Origin of the sequence: Pseudomonas sp. 2,4-D, from assembly GCF_030418155.1 — a bacterium.
Classification (GTDB): Bacteria; Pseudomonadota; Gammaproteobacteria; order Pseudomonadales; family Pseudomonadaceae; genus Aquipseudomonas; species Aquipseudomonas alloputida.
On record NZ_JAUHUI010000018.1, the window covers coordinates 1 to 21,826 of the forward strand.

The following is a 21,826-nucleotide window of genomic DNA, read 5'->3' on the forward strand; positions in this document are numbered from 1 at the left end:
CCCACCGCGCCGATCGCATTCCCCCGCACCATCGCAGCCATCCCGGCTCGCCCGCCCTGCACATGGGCGAACACCACCAGCGGCCAGGCAATCACCGGAATGGGCGCCAGCATCCCGCTGGTCGCCGGGCCTAGCCAGCTGGCCAGGCTGGTGGTGATCATCAGCAGGGAAGTGGCAGACACCATGCGCAACGGGACTTCCCAGTACCGGTGCCGGGGGCGGGCCAAGGTATCAGGTTTGGGCTCGCGGCCGCTGGCGCGGATCAGCACGCCGATCAGCACAAACGCTACCGCAATCGACAGGTACAGGCTGCCCCAGTGGGTAAAGGCATAGGCGGCCAGGCCATAGAACAGCAATGCCAGCAGCACGGTCACGGCGATGCCGAGTGCGCGCGTGGCCAGCAGGTAGACGGTGTAGGTGGCCTGCACCGCCGCCAGGCCGCCCAGTGCGCCGGGCAGTGCGCCCAGGGCAAAGGCCGTGCCTTGTTCCAGGCACAGGAAGGTCATCACCAGCGCCGAGGTGATCGGCAGGCCGGACAGCAATCCGCCTAGCAGGCCGCCCCAGCGCCGGGAGGCGAGGGAGATGGCCCACATCAGCAGGGGTGTGACGATGAGTTTCAGGTAAAACAGGGTCATTGCGGGTGCATCCAGGCTTGATGAAGGTGCGCCCGCCTTCGACATTGGGTAGGGCGCGGAGGCATCAGCCGCGGCTGGCCTCCAAGGCCTGGGCCAGGTCGGCGATGATGTCGTCACTGTGTTCGATGCCGATCGACAGGCGCACCATGTCCCGTGGCACGCCGGCCTTCTCCAGCTCCTCGTCGTTGAGCTGACGGTGGGTAGTAGAAGCGGGGTGGCAGGCCAGTGACTTGGCGTCGCCGATGTTCACCAGGCGTACCACCAACTGCAACGCGTCGATGAAGCGCGCGCCAGCCGCCTGGCCACCCTTGATACCGAACGACAGGATCGATGCCGGCTTGCCACCGGTGTAGCGCTGGGCCAGTTCATGTTCGGGGTGGTCGGGCAGCCCGGCGAACTTCACCCAGGCCACTTGCTCGTGGGCTTGCAGGTAATGGGCGACCTTTAGCGCGTTCTCGGTATGGCGCTCCATGCGCAGGGCCAGGGTTTCCAGGCCTTGCAGGATCAGGAAGGCGTTGAACGGCGACAGCGCGGCGCCGGTGTTGCGCAAGGGCACCACACGGCAGCGGCCGATGAAGGCGGCAGGCCCGAAAGCTTCGGTGTAGGTGACGCCGTGGTAGGACGGGTCGGGGGTGTTGAGCAGGGCGAAGCGTTCCTTGTTTTCGGCCCAGGGGAATTTGCCGGAGTCAATGACGATGCCGCCGATGCTGGTGCCGTGACCGCCGATGTACTTGGTCAGCGAGTGCACGACGATGTCGGCACCGTGCTCGAACGGCCGGCACAGCACCGGGGTGGCCACGGTGTTGTCGACGATCAGCGGCACCCCGTGGCGGTGGGCGGCCTCGGCCAGCGCAGCGATATCGACGATATTGCCGGCGGGGTTGCCGATGGACTCGCAGAATACCGCTTTGGTACGCGCATCAATCAGCGCTTCGAGGGCGGCGATATCGTCATGGGCCGCGAAGCGGGTGTGGATTCCCATGCGTGGCAGTGTGTGCGCCAGCAGGTTGTAGGTGCCGCCGTACAGCTTGGCCACCGAGACGATATTGTCGCCGGCTTCGGCGACGGTCTGGATGGCGTAGGTGATAGCCGCCATGCCCGAGGCTACGGCCAGCGCGCCAACCCCGCCTTCCAGGGCGGCCATGCGCTGCTCGAGCACGTCGTTGGTGGGGTTCATGATGCGTGAGTAGATGTTGCCGGCAACCTTCAGGTCAAACAGGTCGGCGCCGTGCTGGGTGTCGTCGAAGGCGAAGGAGGTGGTCTGGTAGATCGGTACGGCCACCGCCTTGGTGGTCGGGTCGGGGCTGAAGCCCGCATGGATGGCAAGCGTTTCCAGCTTCATGCAATCGTTCCTTGAGCGTGGGTGGAAGCGTTCGAGCATGCGGCGGCGAGCGGGCGTGGGTCAAGGGCGACGCTCTGGCGGTTTATGGCTCGCGTGACAATTCGCTGATCGGCAGTTGATCCTGCTTCACGTCGGGTTCCTGAGGCGAGCGCACTCTGTTCGCCACCCCAAACGGTACATGCACCATCGGCAGGTTCCCCGCTGGCGATTGCAGGTGCGTGCGCTGGTCGTCGAAAAACACATGCGGCTTCAATATCGACAACACCCTGGGTTTATCCATACCGCCTAGAAAAAAGCACTCATCCGGGGATACACCCCAATCCTTCAAGGTTGTCACCACCCGCTCATGCGAAGGCGCGTTGCGCGCCGTGACGATGGCAATGCGCAGAATCCGCTGGTACGTCGGGTCCTCGGCCAGCTTGCGGTCCTCCAGCATGCGTATCCGCGAAAGCTTGCGGTAAAGGTCTGCCAGTGGCCCCGGCGAATGCGGGGTGCCCTTGTGCATGCGCTCGTGTTCCTGAAAGTCGTCCAGGTTGTCGTTGCGCTTGTAAACACTCTCTGCCTCGTCGTCGGCAATCACGCCATCGAAGTCGAAGGCCACCCGCAGCTCAGTGTCGATTTCATCATCGTAGATGCGCGTAGGCAGTACACGCCCGGCAGGGTAGTTGGCGTCGATGGCCTTTTGCACATCTTCCTCGTTGGCGCTGAGAAACAGCGAGGCATTGAACGCCGGGATGTATTCGTAGGGCGAGCGGCCCGACATGAATGCCGCGCGGGTGATGTCCAGCTGATAGTGGCTGATGGAGCGGAACACCCGCAGGCCGGTTTCCGGCGAGTTGCGCGAGAGCAGCACCACCTCCACCGGCAACTGGTCGGGGAACGCCTTGTTGATACTCAGGAAGCGGCGAATGAACGGGAGCGCCACCCCTTTGGGGAAGGGCTCGTCCAGGTTCTGTTCCTGGTGTTGGCGGTAAGCCTCGACACCTTGTGTCTGGTAGATGTCATCAGAAACGGAGAGGTCGAACAGCGCACTCGAGGCAACGCCGATGACCAGTTTTTCTTCAATAGGGTAGGGCATGCAGCGGCTCCTGCGAGTGGCTTGAAGGCAAGTGTACGCGCACGCTCTGACGAAAGCCGTCAATTGCACGACTCATCAGTGGATCCAGCGATGTCATTTTGATAGCTTCTCGCCCCTTACCGCAGTATCCGGACAGTGATTGATGAACCAGCTACATGAACACGGCACCCTGACTCCGCTTGCCGAGGCGAATGGGAAGACGATGCACGAAAGCCACCTTGAGGCAGACGCGTCGACCCCGCAGGCCATCGAGCACGAAGCACTGCTGGCCAGTATCGAGATGCTGAACAAAAAGCTCGTGGCAACTACCCTGGCTCGCGTGCAGAAGGAAGGGGCGATTCGCAAGCACCTTGAGCAGTGCCAGCAGCAACTGGCCGCCAGCAATCAGGCTCGGGAGGGGCTGTCCATCACGGTGACCACGGCGCTGAAGAAGCTCGCGCTGGCAGCGAGCACCCAAGCAGACCGCCTGGACAGTGTGGAGGCACGCTTGACCCGCCTGGCTGAGCACCAATGTGAATGCATGTCGCAGTCAGCAGCCAGTTGGCCCGCGTATCTGGAGCGTCATGCCGTGTCGTTGGTTGCCTTGGCCGTGGCTGTGTTTACGCTGGGGCTGCACTTGCTCGGTTAGTGCAACTTCAAGGCGGCGCCGGGTTCAGGCGTTGAAGGGTCAAAGCTTGCGGGTTGGCGACGTTCTTCGGCACCCCGTCGAAAAACGCCAGCACATTGTCGAAGGCGTCACCGAAGTACAGCTCGTAGCCGTTCTTCTCCACATACCCCAGGTGGGGCGTGCTGAGTACACGTGGGTGGCGCAGCAGTGGATGTGCCGGGTCGAGTAACGGCTCCTCCTCATAAACATCCACCGCCGCGTAGCCCGGCCGCCCGGCATCCAATGCCTGCAATAATGCGCCTGGTGCAATCAGTTCTGCGCGGCTGACGTTCACCAGCAAGGCGTCGGGCTTCATGTGGGACAGGTCGTCGAAGGTCACCCCATGGCGTGTCAGGTCCGAAAGGCGCAGGTTCAGGCTGACAATATCCGCCTCGGCAAAAAACGCCTCACGCGAGGCGGCAGCAGCGTGGCCATGGGCTTTGGCTGCGGCGCGGCTGCTGTCGCTGCCCCACACCAGCACGGGCATGTCGAAGGCCTGCGCATAACGCGCCAGGCGCTGGCCGATCTTGCCATAGCCCCAGATGCCCAGCGTCTGCCCGGCCAGCGCCTGGCCCAGGTTGACCTGCCATTGGCCTTGGCGGAAGGCATCAATGGCCGGCAGCAGTTGCCGGCGTGCATTGAGGATCAGCGCCCAGGCCAGTTCGGCAGGCGCTACCGGCGATCCGCGCCCCTCGGTCACGGCAATGCCGCGCTCTGTGCAGGCAGCCAGGTCGAGGTGGCTGGACACCTTGCCGGTCTGGCTGATCAGCTTGAGGTTGGGCAGACGGTCGAGCAAGGCGGCTTCGATGCGTGTGCGTTCGCGGGTGAGGACCAAGGCGTCGGCATCGGCAAAACGTGCTGCAAGTTGTTCCAGCGTGGCAGGCGGGTGCTCATGAAGGACGCTGACAGCATGCCCGCTCAGCTTGCCGAAGCAATCGAGCGTACGGATTACATCCTGGTAGTCGTCGGGAATGACAATACGCATGTTGGTCTGGCCCGGTCGGTACAGTGAAGCGTCGAAGATAACCTAACGGGCGGTATCGGTGTCAGATCGGGCTGCAGTCGTTGCACACCATCACCGGCTCATGCGCTCCATCAGGCAGCTTCACGAACTGCCCGCCGATGAACCACGCCGGCCACGCCCTTCAGCACGCACCCCAACACCACCGCCGTCCCTGCACTGGCAAAGATCATTTCCCGCCCGGCACTCTGTTGCTGCAATGCCACTAACGCCGGCGCTGCCGCCGCGGCCCCCAGTTGCAGCGCACTGACCCAGGGTGTCAACGTGCCGCGTGGGTCATTGGTGGCAATTGCCCCCATGTAGTAGGTTAGCGCCAGCACCCAGCCGAAGTTCATCAGAAACAGTGCCATGCACAGCTGATCGGCATCATGTGTATACCGCGCCAGCAGGGTGATTGACACAAGCACTACCAGCGAGCCCAGGCCGATCATCGGGCCACGGCTCACCCGTGCGCCCAGCAGGCTGGGCAGGGCGCCGCCAGGCAAGCCACCCAGTATTCCCAGCCCGAACGCCCAGCCCACATCCACCGCCTCGATGCCACGTTCGCGCGCCAACTGTTCGACAAACCCCCACAACGAATAGATCGCCAACTGCAGGCACAGCATCCCCAGCAGGGCGTAGCGCCCGATAATCGCGGAGCCGCCGCCTGGCTGCGCCAGGCGCACGGGTGTTACACGCTGCAGCCGTACCGGAATGAACAACGCAGCCATAGCGATCAGCACGAACCAGAAACCCAGTGATGCAATCGCCGTGCGGTGACCGAACTGCTCTGCCAGTTGTGGCAGGCACGTCGCGTACAGGGCAAAGACAGCGGTTTGAATCAGCAGCGACAGGCCGTACGAGCGATCCTGGCCCGGCAGCCGGCCAAGCCCGCTGATCGACCCGGCATACAGCAGGCCCGCAGTGATACCACAGGCAAAACGGCACAGAATCAAGGTCGTCAAAGTGTCCAGCGCAGCGCTGAGGAGGTTCAACATCAGCGCTGCAAAGGCTGCCGCCAGGTACAGCCCACGGCCACTTGGATGACGCCTTGGTATCGATAGCAGCAGGCAACCGAGCAGTGTTCCGCTCATTTCACTGGAAAGTACCCAGCCCTGTTGGCTCAGGTCCAGATGCAACCGCTCGGCCAGCAGGCCGATGAAGATGGGTTGTACGCCAATGATGATCAAGGCCGTGGCGGCGATGTAGATCAGCGCAGCACGCAGAAGCAGGGTGTTGTTATTGTTGTGCATGGTCGGGTCCGGGGTCAGGCGCGGGGCAGGGTACCTGCGTCGTGGGTGATGCGGCCGTTCATTACGGTCAGCGCTACTTCGGTATTGCCGATCTGGTAGCGGTCCAGTTCGAACAGGTCCTGCTCCAGCACGATGATGTCGGCACGCTTGCCAACGGTGATCGAACCGATTTCCCGTTCCAGGCCCAGTTGGTAGGCACCGTTGAGGGTATAGGCGGCGATCAGTTGCGGGATACTCAGGCGCTCGTCGGCATCGGGCATCACAGGGGCATCGGGTTCGCCACTGAGCTGGCGGGTGTGGCCCGATTCGATGTGTTCCACAGGCTTGTGCTGGCATCGGCATTGGCACACCAGGCCGTCCATGCCGATGGACACGGTCACACCTTGGTCGATGAAGCTGCGGAATTTATACATCGACGCCCAGCGTGGGTAGCCATAGGTCTGCTGGATGGCCTCGGCGTAGGCGTCGACCACGCCCCACTGCAACTGGGTGTTGGCCATGACGCCGATACGGCGAAAGCGCGGGATGTCGTCGGGGTGGGTGAGAAAGGCGTGAGTGATGACGTGACGACGGTCGCGGGGCGGATTGCTGGAGAACGTGCGCTCGAACACGTCCAGCGCCATGCGCACGGCGGCATCGCCCACTGCATGCACCATCACGTCGATACCCAGGGCGTCGGCCTTGCGCACATGGCCCTCGAACACTTCCTCGGGCATGGTCGTCGATCCGCAGCTGTGTGGCTTGTCGCAATAGGGCTCGAGCAGGAACGCGGTGTGGTTCAGCTCGGTCCCGTCCAGCATCAGCTTGAGGGTCTGCGCCTTGACCAGCGGCGAGTCGTAGCGTTCGCGCAGGGCCTGCAGCCGCGTGACCGGATCGTCCTCGGTGCCCATGTTGATGTAGCTGCCGACCACCCGCAGTTTCAGGCGCTCCTCACGCTCCAGTTGCTGCAGGGTTTCATACAGCAGCGACTGGTCGCCAGCGGGGTCGAGGAAACCGGCATCGAATACCGTGGTAATCCCGGCCGCCACCAGTTTCTCTTGCCAAAAGGGGATCGAGCGCAGGTACAGGTCGATGCCTGTCGGTAGGTAGCCGGCTTCGCTCAGACGTTGCATCAGTAGCGAATAGGCGGCGCAGTCAATGATCACGCCCGTGGGCTCGCCGGTGATCGGGTCCTTTTCGAACCAGCTGGCGCCCTCTTCTAGTGGCGGGGTGTTGCGGTCGATGCCGGCAGCGTTCAGGGCGAAGCTGTTGACCCACATGGTGTGATAGTCGGTGGACAGCAGGCACACGGGCTTGTCCGCACAGATGGCATCCAGTACTTCGCGGCGCAACATATGCCCAGGCATCAATGGCTGGATCCAGCCCATGCCGGTAATGGCTTTTTCACAGGGGTTGGCCTCGACGTAGGCCTGGAGCAGGGCCAGCACCTGTTGCGGGTCTGTATGGTTGACCAGCGCCTGAAAGGCAAAGGCGGTAGAGGAAAAATGCCAGTGAGACTCGACGAAGCCCGGCAGCACCAGTTTGCCGCTGGCATCCAGCAGGCGTGTGGCAGGGCCGGCGTATGCCATGACGCTGCCGTGGTCGCCAACGCAAACGATGCGTTCGCCGCAGATGGCCACCGCCTCAGCCCAAGGCCTGTGCGGGTCGACCGTGTAGATGCGGGCATTGTGAATAATGAGGTCTGCGGCGGTGGACATGGCAACTCCCAGGTCAGAATGGAGCATTAGTTTTGAGTTCATTAAAACTTTTAGTCAATAAAATATTTTTACGACGCAGCTTTGCGTTATGCTGTGCGCCGACGTGTACGATTCGAAAAAGGTGTGAATGTGAGCGGACTGCGCGAGCAGCAGAAGGCGATGCGTCGTGAAACCATCAGCCGAACGGCGCTAGGCCTGTTTGAAACGCAGGGTTACCAGACCACCACCATGGAGCAGATCGCGCGCTTGGCCGCAGTGTCGGTGCCCACGGTGTTTGCCTATTTCGGCAGCAAGCAGGAAATTTTGCTGGAGAAGCTCCGCGAGGCCGACCACCGGGCGGTGACCGAAGCCCGGCGGCGCCTGCCGGAATTCGACGATGCGCTGGAGGCCCTGTGCTGCTACGAAGCGCACTTGACCGATTACGCATTCGAGGTGTTGCCTGCACCGCTCTGGCGCGAGATATTGCCGCCGTTGCTGCCGTTGCTGGGGGCTGAGCAGCAGGGCGTGCCGGATGCCTACAGGCGCGTCAACGACGCGTTGGTCAACGAGTTGAAATGCCTGCTACAGGACTTGTGCGACAGCGGCAGGCTGGCGGCTGGGCTGGACGTGGGCTATGCGGCGTTCCTGATCAACGATTACGGGCACCTTCAGTTGCTGCGCCTTTGCAGCCGCGAGCCGCTGGACATGGCGGCACACCGGGCGGATGTGCGGCGGTTCATGGGCTTTATCCTGGCCGGCATGCAAGCGTGATGAGACTGATCAGGGCGCGCGTGGGCGGCCCTGTCGCGACATGAGGCCGGCCCTACAGACCGCCAGATAGCTGTTCCACCAGAAAATCCACAAACACCCGCACCCGTGCCGGCATGGCCGGGCCGCCGACGAACACCGCATGAATCGGTTCCCGATCCCCAGGGTTGTAAGCCTCCAGCAACGGCACCAGTTGCCCGTTGGCCAGGTCATCGGCCACGGTAAAGGTGCCGATACGCGCCACGCCGGCGCCCAGCCTGGCCAGCTGCGCCAGCGCCTCGCCACTGCTGCATTCGATATTCCCTTTAACCTTCAGTGAGAACGTATGCCCGTCGCGGTGAAACGGCCAGTCGGGCATCGCGCGGCGGAAGTTGAAGCGCAGGCAGTTGTGCCGGGCCAGGTCTTCAGGTTCAAGCGGGGTACCGTGGCGTTGCAGGTATTCTGGCGAGGCCACCACTACCTGGCCGGTCTCGCCAATGGCGCGAGCGCTCAACGAGCTGTCCGGCAGGTGACCGAAGCGCAGCGCCACGTCGGCCTGGCCGCCGAGAATGTCGGCCACCTCGTCGCTGAGGGTCAGGTCAACCAGCACTTGCGGGTAGCGTGCGCTGAAGGCCGCCAGCAGCGGCACTACGGTCAACCGGGCATGGCCCAGCGCAGCGCTGACCCGCAATCGCCCGCGTGGCACGCCTTGGTCAGTGATGGCTTCTTCCACTTCGAGCATGTCCGCCAGCACCCGCCGTGCGCCGCGCAGGTAGGCCTCTCCCTCGGGGGTGAGGGTGAGCGCCCGGGTCGTGCGCAGTAGCAGGCGGGTACCCAGGCGCTGTTCGGTGCGGGCGAGAATGCGGCTGACCGCCGAGGGCGTCAGGCCTAGCGCCCGGGCGGCGGCAGACAGGCTGCCCGCTTGCGCCACCTTGGCAAAAATCTCCATCTCGCCGGATCTGCCACTGAAGTCCATTTGTGCCTCTCAAGCAAAGGTGGTTCGCAAAATTGCAGTCTAGTGCGCATTTTAAACGGATCGTAGCATTTGCGGCATAGATAAGGAGCTTGCCATGCGTATCAATCCACCGCTTGTCGCACTCGCCATCGGTGCCTTCGGCATCGGCGTTACAGAGTTCGCCCCCATGGGCATGTTGCCCAGTATCGCTACCGACCTTGGCGTTTCCATTCCTGCTGCCGGGCTGCTGGTCAGTGCCTATGCCATTGGCGTGCTGATCGGCGCGCCGCTGATGACCCTGGCCACGGTGAAGATCCCGCGCCGTTACCTGTTGATCGGGCTGATGGCCATATTCACCTTGGGCAACCTGATGTCGGCCGTGGCCAGCGACTACGCCAGCCTGCTGGTCGCCCGCGTGGTCACTTCACTCAACCACGGCGCCTTCTTCGGCATCGGCTCGATCGTCGCGGCCAGTGTGGTGCCGCCCGCGAAGCGCGCCGGGGCCGTGGCTGCAATGTTCATGGGTTTGACCCTGGCCACCATCGGCGGCGTGCCGTTGGCGACCTGGTTGGGTGAAATGCTGGGTTGGCGCACGGCGTTCTGGGGTATTGCCGGGCTTGGCCTGGTGGCGATGACCACACTCTGGTACGCACTGCCCAATGTTGCCTCGCCCAAGGGCGAGGGTGCCATGGCCGAGATCCGTGTGCTGGGCCGCAGGCCGGTACTGGCGGCCTTGTTGCTGACCGTGGTGGGTTCCAGCGCCATGTTCACGGTGTTCACCTACATTGCGCCGATCCTGCAGCATGAAGCGGCGGCGTCCACCCCCTTCGTGACGGCCATGCTGGTGCTGTTTGGTGTCGGCCTGACCTTGGGCAACGTGTGGGGCGGCAAGGCGGCGGACCGCTCGATCGATCGCACCCTGATCCTGTCACTGGCTGGGCTGATTGCCGTGCTGCTGGTGTTTCCGCTGGTACTGGACTGGCCGCTGCCGACCGCCCTGGCGATCCTGGTCTGGGGTGCGGCCAGCTTTGCCCTGGTGCCGCCGCTGCAAATGCGGGTCATGGAGGCGGCCAAGGATGCACCCAACCTGGCCTCGGCGGTGAACATTGGCGCGTTCAACCTGGGCAATGCGATCGGTGCGGCGCTGGGCGGCGCAGTGATCAATGCGGGGCTGGGCTACCCGGCGATTTCCTTGGCGGGGGCTGCGATGGCGACGCTGGGGTTGGTACTGGTGCTGCTGTTTGCCTGGCGTGGGCGAGGGGTGGTAGCAGGGGGGCAGGTTGCGCTGTAGCAGGCCGGAACCTTGGGGCGCTTTGCGCCCCTCGATTCACGTCCTTGCCGGTATTACGGCGTACCGTTTCGGCCATGCAAGTGATAGGCAGGGCGCTCGCTCAGGCGCTCGTAGTAATCGCGCACAGCAGGCAGGTGCGGGTGCTCGAACGGCGTTTCGAACCAGCGGTTGACCGACAGGCCGATCGGGATGTCGGCCAGGGTGAACTGGCTGCCGGCCACATAGGCACCGGTGCTGGCCAGCTGGCGGTCGAGGATGCGCATGTAGCGTGACCACTCGGCACAACCGGCAGCCAGTGCTTGCGGGTCCTGGTGAGCGGGCGAATGCCTGACCAGCGACATGAACGCGTAGCTCCACGAGCGGTTCAGGTCCGAGGCCTGCCAGTCGATCCACTGGTCGATCCGCGCTCGCGCCTGGGCTTCGCCGGGATAGAACGCGGTGGCGCCGTAGCGGCTGGCCAGGTAACGGATGATGCTATTGGATTCCCACAAGGTGAAGTCGCCGTCCTGGATCACCGGAATCATGGCGTTGGGGTTCAGCGCGAGGAACTCGGTGCTGTCAGTGGCCTTGAAGCCAGAACCCCAGTCTTCGCGCTCGAACGCGATCTCGAATTCGGCGCAGGCCCACAGGACTTTTCGCACATTGATGGAAGAGGCTCTTCCCAGTATCCGCAGCATGGTGTTCGTCCTTGTGTGGGGGAGGTTGATCGTCCGCCACTGTCGGGGGCGGGTCAAGGGGGGCTGAGCGGTGGCTCGGCGCTACCTGTGCAGGGTTCTTGTAGTCCATTTCCTAAAGTGACCCTTTCCACCCCTTTGTCATTGTAATGGGGTAGGCAGCGGCCTAGCCTCGGCTAGCACCTAACCTTGAGGAATGGACATGGACAGCGAAAAGCCGAAAAACAGCAGCAAGCCCTATGTCGTGCAAGCCGCGAGCCGCTTTGGCAACAGCGATGCCGAACTGGTGCAAATGAAACCGCAACTGCCAATACGCACCGCACTGATGGAAGCTTCGGGCATCATGGGCTGCATCACCGAAATCACCCGCAAGGCCATCGACAGGCCTGACGACCGCCAGGTGATGATGAAGGCCACGTACTACCTGGCGGGGATGGCCAAGTCACTGATCGACGGCCAGTTGCTGCAGATGCGTCAGGCGCGCGAAGGCGGGGGCGAAGCCTAGCCAGGCTTGCCTGGGGGGCGCGAACTTGGCACCCTTGGGCGGTTTTAATCGTCTGTAACACGACAGAAGGAAGCATGCATTGAGCTGGGACAAGGTGGGGAAGCTTCTCGTCGCCGTGCTGATCGGCCTGATGGTCCTGTTGGCCGCCTACGCGTTGCTCAGGGGCAATCCGCGCCTTGAGGCGTCACTGACCTATGCCTACCTCACTTATCCCAGCCAGTTCAGCGAGCGGATCAGCAAGGCCAGCGAGCAGCTCAAGTACGAGCAGTTGCAGGGGCGAATCAACGGTATCGTTCAAGGCCAGCTGGGCCATGATCAGGTCGAGCGGCTCATCGAAATGGCGCAGGCCCCTTATGCCCAGCTGTTCGCCAAGCCTTTCGAGGCAGGGCTGGTCGACCACCGTACCGGCCTGCTGATTGAACTGCACAACAGTGGTGATGCGCAGGTCCGGCAGGTGAAAATCCGCCTGCCAGCCAAGGGCCTGGTGCAGGTGCGCGATGCTGCCGGCAACGACACGCTGCTGGAAACCGCCATCGCCCAGGTTGATATCCCGGCCATCGAGCCAGGTGGCACCTGCAAGGTGTGGGTGTATTTCGATGCCGACTACTCGCAGATCCGCCATGGCGGGGTCAGTATCAGCCACGCCGACGGTGAGGCCCATGTGCAGGTGTATCGCGAGGTCATCGGTTTTCCGGCCATGGTAGCCCGTTACAGCCGTGAGCTGATGATACTGCTTGGCATACTGGCGGCCAGTGTACTGGCCTTGGCCTATGCCTGCCTGGCACGTCGTGACCCGCGGTAAAACAGCCTGCAGAAAAATCCGTGCATTCGTTCTGCGATCGAGGGTCATTTGCGGAAAACTCAATACGCCCCCGCAGACGACCCTCTATAGTGCTCGGCATGACGAAACCCCTGCCGAGCCTGCCTGATGATCCCTTCTCTGGATTCCATTTTTTCTCGCCTGCGCCTGCGCCAGTTGCGCTTGCTGATCGAGCTGGACCGCTGTGGCTCGCTGCACAAGGCAGCTGAAGCCATGGCCATTTCCCAGCCCGGTGCCACCAAGGCCCTGCGTGAGGTCGAGGAGATACTGGGCGTACCGTTGTTCCAGCGAATGCCCAGCGGCCTGGTTGCCAACGACGTGGGCCGATGCGTGGTGCGCTACGCGCGGCTGATCCACAGTGACCTGGGGCATCTGCGCGAAGAGGTGTTGGGCATCGTCCAAGGCCAGGGCGGGCGGCTGGCGGTGGGCAGTATCATGGGGGCTATGCCCACACTGGTCAGCGCCCTCGGGCGCTTGCGCCGCAAACAGCCGCAACTGGCAGTGGAAATCGCCGAGAATACCAGCGCCAACCTGCTCGTCCAGCTGGACGAAGGGCGCCTGGACCTGGCCATCTGCCGGCCAGGGCTGGGCCGCAACGCGGCGGAATATGGCTTTGTCGAACTGGCCCAGGAGCCGTTGACGGTGGTCGCGCATCCGCAGCATCCGCTGGCCGGGGCGGCGGCACTCAAGATCAGCGACCTGAGCCATTATCGCTGGGTGGTTTATCCGGCCAACATGCCCATGCGCCAAGCGCTGGAACGCGAGTTGAGCGAGGCGGGGGTGGAGGTGTCACGGTACCCACTGGAGACCTTTTCCACCTTCGCCACCTTCATGCTGCTTGAAGATGACCCGACGTTGGTGGCAGTCATTCCCCGTGCAGTGGCGGCCTTTGCCGAGCAGCGCGGGTTGCTGGTGTCGCTGGCGGTGCCGCTACGGGCGTTGAGCGAGCCGTTCGGCATCGTGCACCGGGTCGCGGCGCCGTTATCGCCTGCGGCACGATTGCTGGTGGAGGAACTGACGGCGGGTGAAGTGTGACGGTCCCCATTGATTTCCAGTCCGTTGCCGAAGCGCTGGCAGGGATAAGCGGCGGTTATCGGTGGATCAGTTCTTTTCATTATCGGTGGCCCTGTCCTGTCCTCTAGATTGCCCCGGCAGCGCCTGTCAGTCACCCTGTCACCCTGATTGCATCAAGGAGTAAACCAATGGATCTAGGCATCACCGGCCGCTGGGCCATCGTCTGCGCGGCCAGTCAAGGCCTTGGCAAAGGCTGCGCCGAAGCGTTGGGCAAAGAAGGCGTCAACCTGGTCATCAATGCCCGTACCCAAGCCACCCTGGAGCAGACCGCCAGCGAGTTGCGCAGGGCCTGCCCGGGCATCGAGGTCCATACCGTGGCAGGGGATGTTGCCGATCCCAAGGTGCGTCAGGCGCTGTTGGCGGCCTGCCCGCAGGTCGACATTCTGGTCAACAACGCCGGTGGCCCGCCACCGGGGGACTTCCGTGATTGGGGGCGTGATGACTGGCTGAAGGCGCTGGACGCCAACATGCTCACGCCCATCGAGCTGATCAAGGCGGTGGTAGATGGCATGGCCGAGCGTGGTTTTGGCCGGGTGGTGAATATCACCTCCGGCGCGGTGAAGGCACCGATCGACATGCTGGGTTTATCCAACGGTGCCCGCAGTGGCCTGACCGGATTCATTGCCGGCCTGGCCCGGCAGCAGCGTTTGGCGGGCTGCAATGTGACACTCAACAACCTGTTGCCTGGGGCGTTCGACACGGCGCGCCTGCAAAAGACCTTGAAGGCTGCGGGTGGTGATGTGGAAGTCACTGCCCAGGCGCGGCGCAAGGCCATTCCGGCGTCGCGTTTTGGCGATGCCGCGGAGTTTGGCGCGTATTGCGCATTTCTGTGCAGCGCGCATGCCGGGTACATCACCGGGCAGAACCTGCTGATCGATGGCGGGGCGTATCCGGGAACCTACTGACGCCGTTGGCGCTATTGCTTGCAGCCGCCTTCGCCCTCATGCAGCGCCAGGCTCTGGCGCAATTGTTCAATCATGGCCGCGCGCAGCGCCTGCGGCGCCTGGATGCGGATCGACCCCGCCTGGGACAGCAGCCAGCCCATCAGCGCGCGGTTGTCGTCGACGGTGGCCACCAGCGCGGCGCCGCCGCCAGCCTGGGGCGTCAGTTGCATATCGACGGACAGGGGTGATTGCTCCAGGCGGCGGGCCAGCGCGTCATCGACCCAGGCATACAGTACGACGTGTGTCGGGGGGGCAAGTGCGTCGGGTTGCAGCTGCTGCGCTTCGCCCAGGCTCAAGCCCGGTTGCCAGTACCAGCCATAAGGCATGCCTTTACTGTTGCACTGAAGCGGGAACAGTGCGGCGAGCTCGACCAGGTCGCGCTCGACGGTGCGTTTGCTGGTGGTATGGCCCACGGTTGTCAGGGCAGCCTGCAACTGGGTGGAGCTCATTCCCGGGTGGCGGCCGGGCAGCAACTTGAGCAGTTGCCACTGGCGGGCGATGGTGTGGCGGGTCGGGTGGCTGGGCAAAGGCTCGTCCTTGAAAGCAGGCACTGAGCCTGCCTGGGTAGTGGCGTTTAGCTATTGCCTAGCATACTCCGTCACAAGATGGGATCCAAGTTGTGGCGTAAGGCCTCGGGCAAGTGGTGTGCCGCCAAGTCAACGACGAGCGTGTCGTTGTGGTAGTGGTAATCAGTTGGCAAGCGCGAATGCTGAGCGGTCTATCGAGCGGCTCAGCGCGTCAGGTGATGACCCGCTGCAACGCCTCGATAAACATCTCCTCCGCCCGGCTGAATCGCTGCTCTCTGTTCCACAGCAGGTGAATGTCCACATCGGCAATCCCTTCGTGCGGCGACAGCTTCCAAAGCAAGCCCGCGTCAACATCCGGTGCCACCACATGTTCGGGCAGGCAGCCGATGCCAAACCCGGCAATCACCAGTCGGCGCACTTCCTCAAGGCTTGGCGATGACGCCACGATGCGCCCGGCAAACCCTTGTTGGTCGCGGAAAATGGTCAGCGGCGACAACATGCCGCCAATTTGGTCGCTGGTGAAACTGACAAAGTTCTCCCGCTGTAAATCGCCTTCGGCCTGGCCGAACAAGGCATGGTGCTTGCCACAGAAGAATGCATATCGTTGGCGTAGAAACAGCCGCTGCTCCAGCCGTGGCTGTGCACGCCGGTTGAGGCTGAGGCCCGCTGTAGCGGTTTTCTCCTGCAGGGCGGCGACGATATCGGAGCTGCGCATCACGTCGATTTCCAACTCGACCCTTGGGTGCTGGCGATGGAAGTTGGCCAGGAAGTCATCGAAACGTTCGCTGACGATGCGACTGATCATCAGCAGGCGCACTTTGCCCACCAGCTCGTCCGCCGGTTGCTCCAGCAAGCCGCCGATCTGCGACATCTGCCCGTACACCTCGCCAGCCAGCTGGAACAGCTGCTCGCCCATTTCTGTCAATACGAAGCGCGGTCCGCGACGGGCAATGAGCTGGCGGCCAAGCTGCTCTTCAAGGCGTTTGAGCGCCTGACTCACTGCCGGCTGGGTGAGGTGCAGGCGGGCGGCGGCACGGCTGATGGACAGCTCCTGGCCGATGACCCGGAAGGTGCGCAGCAGGTTCCAGTCGAGGCGGTCGTTGAGCAAGCGGTCAGGCATGGCAGGGCTCGATGATAAGCATGGCTAATAGTGCGCATAATAAATAGAAAATTGACTAATCATAGCCTCCGGCCGATAAATCGCAGTCATCGAAACCTGTTGCATCGACGTTGGCCCTCTTCGCGGGTGAATCCCCGCCTGCAGTGATCGCGCAGACGCTGTGGAAGCGGGTTGTCCCGCTGAAAAGGCACCATCGAGTCAACAGGCCAAGCGCCAGCAGAGCGTCCCGTGACCCTTGCAACTCCTGCCAGAACAACAAGCAAAGGAGCCCCCATGAAGCCGACCGCTTCCGCTCAACCGCGTCGTGCCGCCGCCGCCGCATTCATCGGCACCATGATCGAGTGGTACGATTTCTACATCTACGCCACCGCCGCCGCGCTCGTCTTCGGTGCCTTGTTCTTCCCCTCCGACGACAGCCTGTTCAGCACCATGGCCGCGTTCGGTACCTTCGCCGTGGGCTTCTTCGCCCGGCCGCTTGGCGGCATCATCTTCGGTCACGTGGGCGACCGTATCGGTCGCAAGAAGTCGTTGGTCATCACCCTGCTGATGATGGGCATCGTCACTGTCTGCATCGGTCTGCTGCCGACTTACGCACAAATCGGCGCGGCCGCGCCGGTGCTGTTGATCCTGCTGCGCATCGTCCAGGGGATTGCCGTGGGCGGCGAGTGGGGCGGGGCGGTACTGATGGCCGGCGAGCATGCGCCCAAGGGCCGCCGCAACTTCTTCGCGTCGTTCGCCCAGTTGGGTAGCCCGGCGGGCCTTATCCTGTCGCTGCTGGCGTTTGGTGCGGTCACCCGACTGCCTGAAGAGGCGCTGATGAGCTGGGGCTGGCGCGTGCCGTTCCTGGCCAGCGCACTGCTGCTACTGGTGGGGCTGGCTATTCGCTTGGGCGTGAATGAGTCGCCTGAGTTCATGGCCAGCCGCGAGCAGGCAGAAAAGGCCAGGTGCAAGGAGCAGGCTCCGGCCCTCGAGGTGCTGCGCACCGCCTGGCGCCCGCTGTTGCTGTGTATCGGCGCCAATACCCTGGGCATTGCCGGGGTCTACTTCACCAATACCTTCATGATCAGTTACACCACCCAGCAATTGCACCTGGAGCGCTCGTTGATTCTGGAATGCCTGTTCTTCGTGGCAATCATCCAGTTCTGTGTGCAGCCCCTGGCGGCCTGGCTGTCGGAGAAGATCGGTGCAACTCGCTTCCTGGCCCTGGTCGCCCTGCTGGCGATCGCCTCGCCCTACCCGATGTTTGTGCTGGTGAGCTCGGGCCACGGGCCCCTGATTGTGCTAGGCATCGCCTTGGCCGCTGCCTGCATGGCCTCTTTCTACGCGGTGATCGCCGGCTACGTCAGCGGCATGTTCGAAACCCGCGTGCGCTACACCGCCATTTCCCTGGCTTACCAGATCTGCGGCGCCCTTGCCGGCGGCCTGACCCCGCTGATCGGCACCTGGTTGGCCCACACCTTTAGTGGCCAGTGGTGGCCGATGGCAGTGTTCTACACCTTGATCGCCACCCTTTCGCTGGTCTGCGTGCTTGCCCTGGCGCGCCAGTACGCCCGTAGCCAGCACCTGGAACTGGCCTGATCCGATCGACTCTGGAGTACCCGCACATGTTGAAAAGCAATGGCGAACGCCTGTGGGCGAGCCTGATAGCCATGGCCGAAATCGGCGCCACCGCCCGCGGCGGTAGCTGCCGCCTGGCGCTCAGCGACGAGGACAAGGCGGGCCGTGAACTGTTCAGCCACTGGTGCCGCGAAGCCGGCCTGACGCTGACGGTGGATGCCATAGGCAACCTGTTCGCCCGTCGTCCAGGTAGTGACCCGAATGCCGCACCGGTAATGATGGGCAGCCATCTCGACACTCAGCCCGAAGGCGGTCGTTTCGACGGTGTCTATGGCGTGCTGGCCGGGCTTGAAGTGGTGCGCCGCCTCAACGAGCTGAACATCCACACTCGCAAGCCGCTGGAAATTGCCGTGTGGACGAACGAGGAGGGCGCGCGCTTCACGCCGGCCATGTTTGGCTCGGCAGTGTTCACGGGCAGCCTCGCGCTGGCCGAAGCGCTGGCTATCCGCGATGCCGATGGCCTCAGCGTCGCCGACGAACTGCAGCGAACGGGCTTCGCCGGCCAGCGCCCTTTAGGTGGCCCGGTGGATGCCTATTTCGAAGCGCATATTGAGCAAGGTCCGATCCTTGAAGACAACGCCAAGGCCATAGGTGTCGTCAGCGGCGGGCAAGCGATTCGCTGGCTGGACGTCACGGTCGAAGGCATGGCGGCCCACGCGGGTACGACACCGATGCCCCTGCGCAAGGATGCCCTGTATGGCGCGGCGCGGATGATCCAGGCGGTCGAGCAGTTGGCAGCGGACTTCGCACCCGAAGGGCTGACCACCGTGGGCGAGTTGTCGATTGCCAAGTCCTCGCGCAACACCATTCCTGGCCTGCTGCGCTTTACGGTCGACTTACGCCACCACTGCGATGAAGCCATCGAAGCCATGGAGCGCGACCTGAGCCTGAAGCTGCAAATCATTGCCAGCCAGCGCGGCCTGCAGGTACGCATCGAACGCCACTGGGTCAGCCCGGCCACGCCGTTCGACCCTGCATGTGTGGCTGCCGTGCAGCAGGCGGTGGACGAACTGGGCTACGCCCAGCAATCAATCGTCAGCGGTGCCGGTCACGATGCCATCCTGCTGGCCCGATACTGCCCGACGGCCATGGTGTTCATCCCCTGCGTCGGCGGCCTGAGCCACAACGAAGCCGAAGACGTATTACCCGACGATGCCCGGCAGGGTGCCGATGTGCTGCTGAACGCCGTGTTGGCCCGTGCGGGCCGTGTCGAACAAGGAGAAGGCTGATGCGTTGCTACTTCCACCCCGAACAACTGCTGCACCACCCACGCAGTTACTACTCGCGCGGCGCCATGCGCACCCCGCAGGAAGTCCCCGAGCGCGCCCAGCGCCTGCTGAAGGCGGCCAAAGACCTGGGTTTCGACATCCGCCAGCCCGACGATGCCGGCCTTGAACCGCTAAAGGCCGTGCATGGTGAGGCCTACCTGGCCTTTCTCGAAGAGGCCCATGCACGTTGGAAAGAAGTGCCCGAAGACTGGGGTGACGAGGTCATGTCCAACATTTTCGTGCGTGAGCCCAACGCTCTGCGCGGCATCCTCGCCCAGGCCGGCCGCTACCTGGCAGACGGTAGCTGCCCGGTGGGCGAACACACCTGGCACTCGGCCTATTGGTCGGCGCAAAGCGCGGTTGCAGCGGCCAAGGCCATCCTCGACGGGGAGCCCGCCGCCTATGCGTTGTGCCGACCACCGGGGCACCATGCGCGGTTCGATGCCGCTGGCGGCTTCTGCTACATCAACAACGCCGCCGTGGCCGCCCAGGCCCTGCGCAGCCGCTACAACCGTGTAGCGATCCTCGATACCGACATGCACCATGGACAAGGGATTCAGGAGATCTTCTACGATCGCCGTGATGTGCTGTATGTGTCGACCCATGGCGACCCGACCAACTTCTACCCGGGTGTGGCCGGGTTCGCGGACGAGCGTGGCCGGGGTGAGGGGGAGGGGTACAACCTCAACCTGCCGATGGCGCATGGGGCGAGCGAGGCGGACTTCATGGGGCAGCTGGAGGTTGCGCTGGCTGCAGTGACGGACTTTGGTGCCGAGGTACTGGTGCTGTCGCTGGGGTTCGATATCTACGAACTGGACCCGCAGAGCAAGGTGGCTGTGACCACTGAAGGGTTCGCTGCGTTGGGTGAGCGAATTCGGGCGTTGCGCTTGCCTTGCCTGATTGTCCAGGAGGGGGGCTATCACCTGGAGAGCCTGGAGGTGAATGCGCAGGCGTTCTTTGCTGAACAGGCGGACTGGCGATAAGTGCCAGAGGCCGGCATCGGTGGTTTGGCTGCCGGCCTTTTCGCGTGTGAACCCATTCCCATGGGCGCTTTGCGGCTTTCGAGTTTTTGCCCTCCATCGATCGGGGTCGACACCCCCTACATCCCACCCCGCCGCACGTGCTTCACCAACACCTTCTCCAACAACTCCCACATCGCCGGATCCGTACTGAACGCCACGTTGAACCGCATCCACCCGGTCGCCTTGGCGTCGACCATGAACAACTGCCCAGGGCCGAGCATGATGCCTTTCTCCAGCGCATCGTCCAGCAACGCGGCACTGTCGGGAATCGCCGGGTGGCGGGTCCAGATGTACATGCCTTCATCCGATTCGGTGAACAGTTCGAAGCCCAATCGATGCAGATGCCGGCCAACTTCCTGATGCGCCTCGGCCAGGCGCTGGCGCAGGCGCTTGAGGTGCTTGCGCCAGCGCCCGTCGATGATCGCCGCATACACCACGCGCTCCATCACCTGCGAGGTGGTCAGGCCTGAGCGCATCTTCAGGTGCAGCAGTTTTTGCATCAGCTCGGGGTTGGCCAGCATGTAGCCGACCCGCACGTTGGGCGAAATGCTCTTGGAATAGCTGCCCACGTACACCACCTGCTGCAGATGGTCGAGGCTGGCCAGGCATGGCTGCGGCTCGGCGACCATGTCGGCGTACAGGTTGTTCTCCACCAGGCGGAAGCCATGCTGGCTGGCAAGCTGCAGCAGGCGGTGCAACTGCGGCAGCGGGGTGCGCGAGCACGTCGGGCTGTGCAGGTGCGGCTGGGTGAAGAACGCCGTCGGGCGATGGTGGGTGAGCAATTGCTCCAGCTGGTTCAGGTCGTAGCCGGCCGGTGTACGTGGCACGCCTACCAGGGTTGCGCCTTGGGTGCGCAGGATGCTCATGAGGTTCGGGTAGCCGGGGTCGTCCACCAGCACCACATCGCCCGGGCGCACCAGTGTGCGTGCGGCCAGGTCCAGGGCCTGGCTGGCGCCGTGGGTGAGCATCAGCTGTGCCGGGTTGGCGACGATCGACAGCTCTTGTTGCAGGTTCTGTGCGGTCAGCGCACGCAGCTCCATCAGGCCCATGGGGTCGCCGTACCCCGACAACTCCAGCGGGCTACCCGCCACCTGGCGCAGGCCGCGGCGCAGGCCGTCTTCGTACATCCAGTCGTTGGGCAGCCAGCCGCACCCTGGTTTGTACGGCAACTGGCGGATTTCGAAAATCTGCTGCAGGTACCACTCGGAGTTGAACGTTGGTCGACTGGTGTCGGCCTCGGTGTTGTGCTGCTCCAGCAGTTCGCCCGCCGCACGGTTGACGAAGAACCCCGCATTGCCACGGCTCACCAGCAGCCCTTGGGCGACCAGGCGGTCGTAGGCCTCGACCACGGTGAAGGTACTCACCGAATAGCTGGCGGCAAAGGCGCGGATCGACGGGACCTTGGCGCCTGGCTTGAGGGTTTGGTTGTCGATCAGCTCGCGCAGCCCATCGATGATCTGGTTGACCAGCGGGGTAGAGGAGTCTGGATGTAATTCGAACATTCGGGGCCTTCAGGGTGCGTATCGCCTGGCGTCTGCAGGGTGTACTGCATGGGCGACCTATACAGTGCAGTGCGAGATTCATGCCACTGTGCATGGCTCTCTGCGTCGGACATTTTTACATTAGGTGTCG

21 protein-coding genes are annotated in these 21,826 nt (G+C 63.4%); 10 read left to right on the forward strand and 11 right to left on the reverse strand.

Translation table 11 applies throughout. The annotated features are described in order from the left end of the window. From QYE47_RS14640 to QYE47_RS14650, 3 genes are all read right to left on the reverse strand, one after another. Window positions 1-635: hypothetical protein (locus QYE47_RS14640; RefSeq protein ID WP_301159095.1), on the reverse strand; the 635-nt coding region annotated here is incomplete at its 3' end. Window positions 636-699: 64 nt separating this feature from the next. After that, the gene (locus QYE47_RS14645; RefSeq protein ID WP_004575388.1) at window positions 700-1,977 is read right to left on the reverse strand and encodes a bifunctional O-acetylhomoserine aminocarboxypropyltransferase/cysteine synthase; all 1,278 of its coding nucleotides are present in this window, start codon (window positions 1,975-1,977) and stop codon (window positions 700-702) included. 82 nt (window positions 1,978-2,059) lie between these two features. Further along, the gene (locus QYE47_RS14650; protein ID WP_014591512.1) at window positions 2,060-3,055 is read right to left on the reverse strand and encodes a 5'-nucleotidase; all 996 of its coding nucleotides are present in this window, start codon (window positions 3,053-3,055) and stop codon (window positions 2,060-2,062) included. A gap of 142 nt (window positions 3,056-3,197) precedes the next feature. Here QYE47_RS14650 and QYE47_RS14655 point away from each other — a divergent pair, with 142 nt between their 5' ends. Further along, window positions 3,198-3,683 (forward strand): hypothetical protein, encoded by a 486-nt coding sequence (locus QYE47_RS14655; RefSeq protein ID WP_014591511.1) that lies wholly within the window; start codon window positions 3,198-3,200, stop codon window positions 3,681-3,683. Between the two features lie 7 nt (window positions 3,684-3,690). Here QYE47_RS14655 and QYE47_RS14660 read toward each other — a convergent pair whose 3' ends face one another. The 3 genes from QYE47_RS14660 to QYE47_RS14670 all read right to left on the reverse strand — a co-directional run bounded on the left by QYE47_RS14660 (window position 3,691) and on the right by QYE47_RS14670 (window position 7,651). After that, window positions 3,691-4,686 carry a D-2-hydroxyacid dehydrogenase family protein gene (locus QYE47_RS14660; protein WP_014591510.1) on the reverse strand — a complete coding sequence of 332 codons (996 nt, stop codon included), beginning with the start codon at window positions 4,684-4,686 and terminating at the stop codon, window positions 3,691-3,693. A gap of 110 nt (window positions 4,687-4,796) precedes the next feature. Further along, window positions 4,797-5,954, reverse strand: a complete 1,158-nt coding sequence (locus QYE47_RS14665; RefSeq protein ID WP_014591509.1) for a YbfB/YjiJ family MFS transporter — start codon at window positions 5,952-5,954, stop codon at window positions 4,797-4,799. 14 nt (window positions 5,955-5,968) lie between these two features. After that, window positions 5,969-7,651: an amidohydrolase gene (locus tag QYE47_RS14670; protein ID WP_172830925.1), complete on the reverse strand. Its 1,683-nt coding sequence runs from the start codon at window positions 7,649-7,651 to the stop codon at window positions 5,969-5,971. A 129-nt stretch (window positions 7,652-7,780) separates the two neighbouring features. On the opposite strand from QYE47_RS14670, the gene QYE47_RS14675 reads away from it, so the two are divergent. After that, window positions 7,781-8,401 carry a TetR/AcrR family transcriptional regulator gene (locus QYE47_RS14675; protein ID WP_019438822.1) on the forward strand — a complete coding sequence of 207 codons (621 nt, stop codon included), beginning with the start codon at window positions 7,781-7,783 and terminating at the stop codon, window positions 8,399-8,401. Window positions 8,402-8,453: 52 nt separating this feature from the next. Here QYE47_RS14675 and QYE47_RS14680 read toward each other — a convergent pair whose 3' ends face one another. After that, on the reverse strand, window positions 8,454-9,353 hold the full coding sequence (locus tag QYE47_RS14680; protein ID WP_014591506.1) for a LysR substrate-binding domain-containing protein: 900 nt from the start codon (window positions 9,351-9,353) through the stop codon (window positions 8,454-8,456). 94 nt (window positions 9,354-9,447) lie between these two features. Here QYE47_RS14680 and QYE47_RS14685 point away from each other — a divergent pair, with 94 nt between their 5' ends. Continuing rightward, window positions 9,448-10,623 carry an MFS transporter gene (locus tag QYE47_RS14685; RefSeq protein ID WP_070384005.1) on the forward strand — a complete coding sequence of 392 codons (1,176 nt, stop codon included), beginning with the start codon at window positions 9,448-9,450 and terminating at the stop codon, window positions 10,621-10,623. Between the two features lie 53 nt (window positions 10,624-10,676). Here QYE47_RS14685 and QYE47_RS14690 read toward each other — a convergent pair whose 3' ends face one another. Continuing rightward, window positions 10,677-11,300 carry a glutathione S-transferase family protein gene (locus QYE47_RS14690; RefSeq protein ID WP_010953466.1) on the reverse strand — a complete coding sequence of 208 codons (624 nt, stop codon included), beginning with the start codon at window positions 11,298-11,300 and terminating at the stop codon, window positions 10,677-10,679. Between the two features lie 199 nt (window positions 11,301-11,499). Between QYE47_RS14690 and QYE47_RS14695 the strand changes: the two genes are divergently transcribed. The 4 genes from QYE47_RS14695 to QYE47_RS14710 all read left to right on the forward strand — a co-directional run bounded on the left by QYE47_RS14695 (window position 11,500) and on the right by QYE47_RS14710 (window position 14,601). Next, on the forward strand, window positions 11,500-11,802 hold the full coding sequence (locus QYE47_RS14695; protein ID WP_014591504.1) for a DUF3077 domain-containing protein: 303 nt from the start codon (window positions 11,500-11,502) through the stop codon (window positions 11,800-11,802). A gap of 79 nt (window positions 11,803-11,881) precedes the next feature. Beyond that, window positions 11,882-12,604, forward strand: coding sequence for a hypothetical protein (locus tag QYE47_RS14700; protein WP_014591503.1), 723 nt, complete (start codon window positions 11,882-11,884; stop codon window positions 12,602-12,604). Between the two features lie 126 nt (window positions 12,605-12,730). Further along, window positions 12,731-13,657: a LysR family transcriptional regulator gene (locus tag QYE47_RS14705; RefSeq protein WP_014591502.1), complete on the forward strand. Its 927-nt coding sequence runs from the start codon at window positions 12,731-12,733 to the stop codon at window positions 13,655-13,657. A gap of 167 nt (window positions 13,658-13,824) precedes the next feature. Further along, window positions 13,825-14,601, forward strand: a complete 777-nt coding sequence (locus tag QYE47_RS14710) for an SDR family oxidoreductase (protein ID WP_010953470.1) — start codon at window positions 13,825-13,827, stop codon at window positions 14,599-14,601. An 11-nt stretch (window positions 14,602-14,612) separates the two neighbouring features. Here the strand turns inward: QYE47_RS14710 and QYE47_RS14715 are convergent, their stop codons facing one another. Both QYE47_RS14715 and QYE47_RS14720 read right to left on the reverse strand, forming a co-directional pair. Continuing rightward, a complete protein-coding gene (locus QYE47_RS14715; RefSeq protein WP_041167176.1) occupies window positions 14,613-15,167 on the reverse strand; it encodes a WYL domain-containing protein in 555 nt (184 codons plus the stop codon). Window positions 15,168-15,378: 211 nt separating this feature from the next. Next, complete coding sequence (locus QYE47_RS14720; protein WP_014591500.1) at window positions 15,379-16,287, reverse strand: LysR family transcriptional regulator; 909 nt, start codon at window positions 16,285-16,287, stop codon at window positions 15,379-15,381. Window positions 16,288-16,560: 273 nt separating this feature from the next. Here QYE47_RS14720 and QYE47_RS14725 point away from each other — a divergent pair, with 273 nt between their 5' ends. The 3 genes from QYE47_RS14725 to QYE47_RS14735 are packed head-to-tail and all read left to right on the forward strand — an operon-like array spanning window position 16,561 to window position 20,155. Then, complete coding sequence (locus QYE47_RS14725) at window positions 16,561-17,865, forward strand: MFS transporter (RefSeq protein ID WP_070384004.1); 1,305 nt, start codon at window positions 16,561-16,563, stop codon at window positions 17,863-17,865. A gap of 26 nt (window positions 17,866-17,891) precedes the next feature. Then, window positions 17,892-19,133: a Zn-dependent hydrolase gene (locus tag QYE47_RS14730; RefSeq protein ID WP_014591498.1), complete on the forward strand. Its 1,242-nt coding sequence runs from the start codon at window positions 17,892-17,894 to the stop codon at window positions 19,131-19,133. Continuing rightward, the gene (locus QYE47_RS14735) at window positions 19,133-20,155 is read left to right on the forward strand and encodes a histone deacetylase family protein (RefSeq protein WP_070384003.1); all 1,023 of its coding nucleotides are present in this window, start codon (window positions 19,133-19,135) and stop codon (window positions 20,153-20,155) included. The genes QYE47_RS14730 and QYE47_RS14735 overlap by 1 nt, the downstream gene beginning before the upstream one ends. Before the next feature lie 116 nt (window positions 20,156-20,271). Here QYE47_RS14735 and QYE47_RS14740 read toward each other — a convergent pair whose 3' ends face one another. After that, window positions 20,272-21,696 carry a PLP-dependent aminotransferase family protein gene (locus QYE47_RS14740; protein ID WP_014591496.1) on the reverse strand — a complete coding sequence of 475 codons (1,425 nt, stop codon included), beginning with the start codon at window positions 21,694-21,696 and terminating at the stop codon, window positions 20,272-20,274. Between the last annotated feature and the right edge of the window lie 130 nt (window positions 21,697-21,826).

What these genes read in the sequence shown, in the direction of transcription:
- QYE47_RS14645 (WP_004575388.1), bottom strand. Translation starts at nt 1,977, where the DNA reads ATGAAGCTGGAAACGCTTGCCATCCATGCGGGCTTCAGCCCCGACCCG.
- QYE47_RS14650 (WP_014591512.1), bottom strand. Translation starts at nt 3,055, where the DNA reads ATGCCCTACCCTATTGAAGAAAAACTGGTCATCGGCGTTGCCTCGAGT.
- QYE47_RS14685 (WP_070384005.1), top strand. Translation starts at nt 9,448, where the DNA reads ATGCGTATCAATCCACCGCTTGTCGCACTCGCCATCGGTGCCTTCGGC.
- QYE47_RS14705 (WP_014591502.1), top strand. Translation starts at nt 12,731, where the DNA reads ATGATCCCTTCTCTGGATTCCATTTTTTCTCGCCTGCGCCTGCGCCAG.
- QYE47_RS14695 (WP_014591504.1), top strand. Translation starts at nt 11,500, where the DNA reads ATGGACAGCGAAAAGCCGAAAAACAGCAGCAAGCCCTATGTCGTGCAA.
- QYE47_RS14725 (WP_070384004.1), top strand. Translation starts at nt 16,561, where the DNA reads ATGAAGCCGACCGCTTCCGCTCAACCGCGTCGTGCCGCCGCCGCCGCA.
- QYE47_RS14670 (WP_172830925.1), bottom strand. Translation starts at nt 7,651, where the DNA reads ATGTCCACCGCCGCAGACCTCATTATTCACAATGCCCGCATCTACACG.
- QYE47_RS14690 (WP_010953466.1), bottom strand. Translation starts at nt 11,300, where the DNA reads ATGCTGCGGATACTGGGAAGAGCCTCTTCCATCAATGTGCGAAAAGTC.
- QYE47_RS14655 (WP_014591511.1), top strand. Translation starts at nt 3,198, where the DNA reads ATGAACCAGCTACATGAACACGGCACCCTGACTCCGCTTGCCGAGGCG.
- QYE47_RS14710 (WP_010953470.1), top strand. Translation starts at nt 13,825, where the DNA reads ATGGATCTAGGCATCACCGGCCGCTGGGCCATCGTCTGCGCGGCCAGT.
- QYE47_RS14740 (WP_014591496.1), bottom strand. Translation starts at nt 21,696, where the DNA reads ATGTTCGAATTACATCCAGACTCCTCTACCCCGCTGGTCAACCAGATC.
- QYE47_RS14680 (WP_014591506.1), bottom strand. Translation starts at nt 9,353, where the DNA reads ATGGACTTCAGTGGCAGATCCGGCGAGATGGAGATTTTTGCCAAGGTG.
- QYE47_RS14730 (WP_014591498.1), top strand. Translation starts at nt 17,892, where the DNA reads ATGTTGAAAAGCAATGGCGAACGCCTGTGGGCGAGCCTGATAGCCATG.
- QYE47_RS14660 (WP_014591510.1), bottom strand. Translation starts at nt 4,686, where the DNA reads ATGCGTATTGTCATTCCCGACGACTACCAGGATGTAATCCGTACGCTC.
- QYE47_RS14665 (WP_014591509.1), bottom strand. Translation starts at nt 5,954, where the DNA reads ATGCACAACAATAACAACACCCTGCTTCTGCGTGCTGCGCTGATCTAC.
- QYE47_RS14720 (WP_014591500.1), bottom strand. Translation starts at nt 16,287, where the DNA reads ATGCCTGACCGCTTGCTCAACGACCGCCTCGACTGGAACCTGCTGCGC.
- QYE47_RS14735 (WP_070384003.1), top strand. Translation starts at nt 19,133, where the DNA reads ATGCGTTGCTACTTCCACCCCGAACAACTGCTGCACCACCCACGCAGT.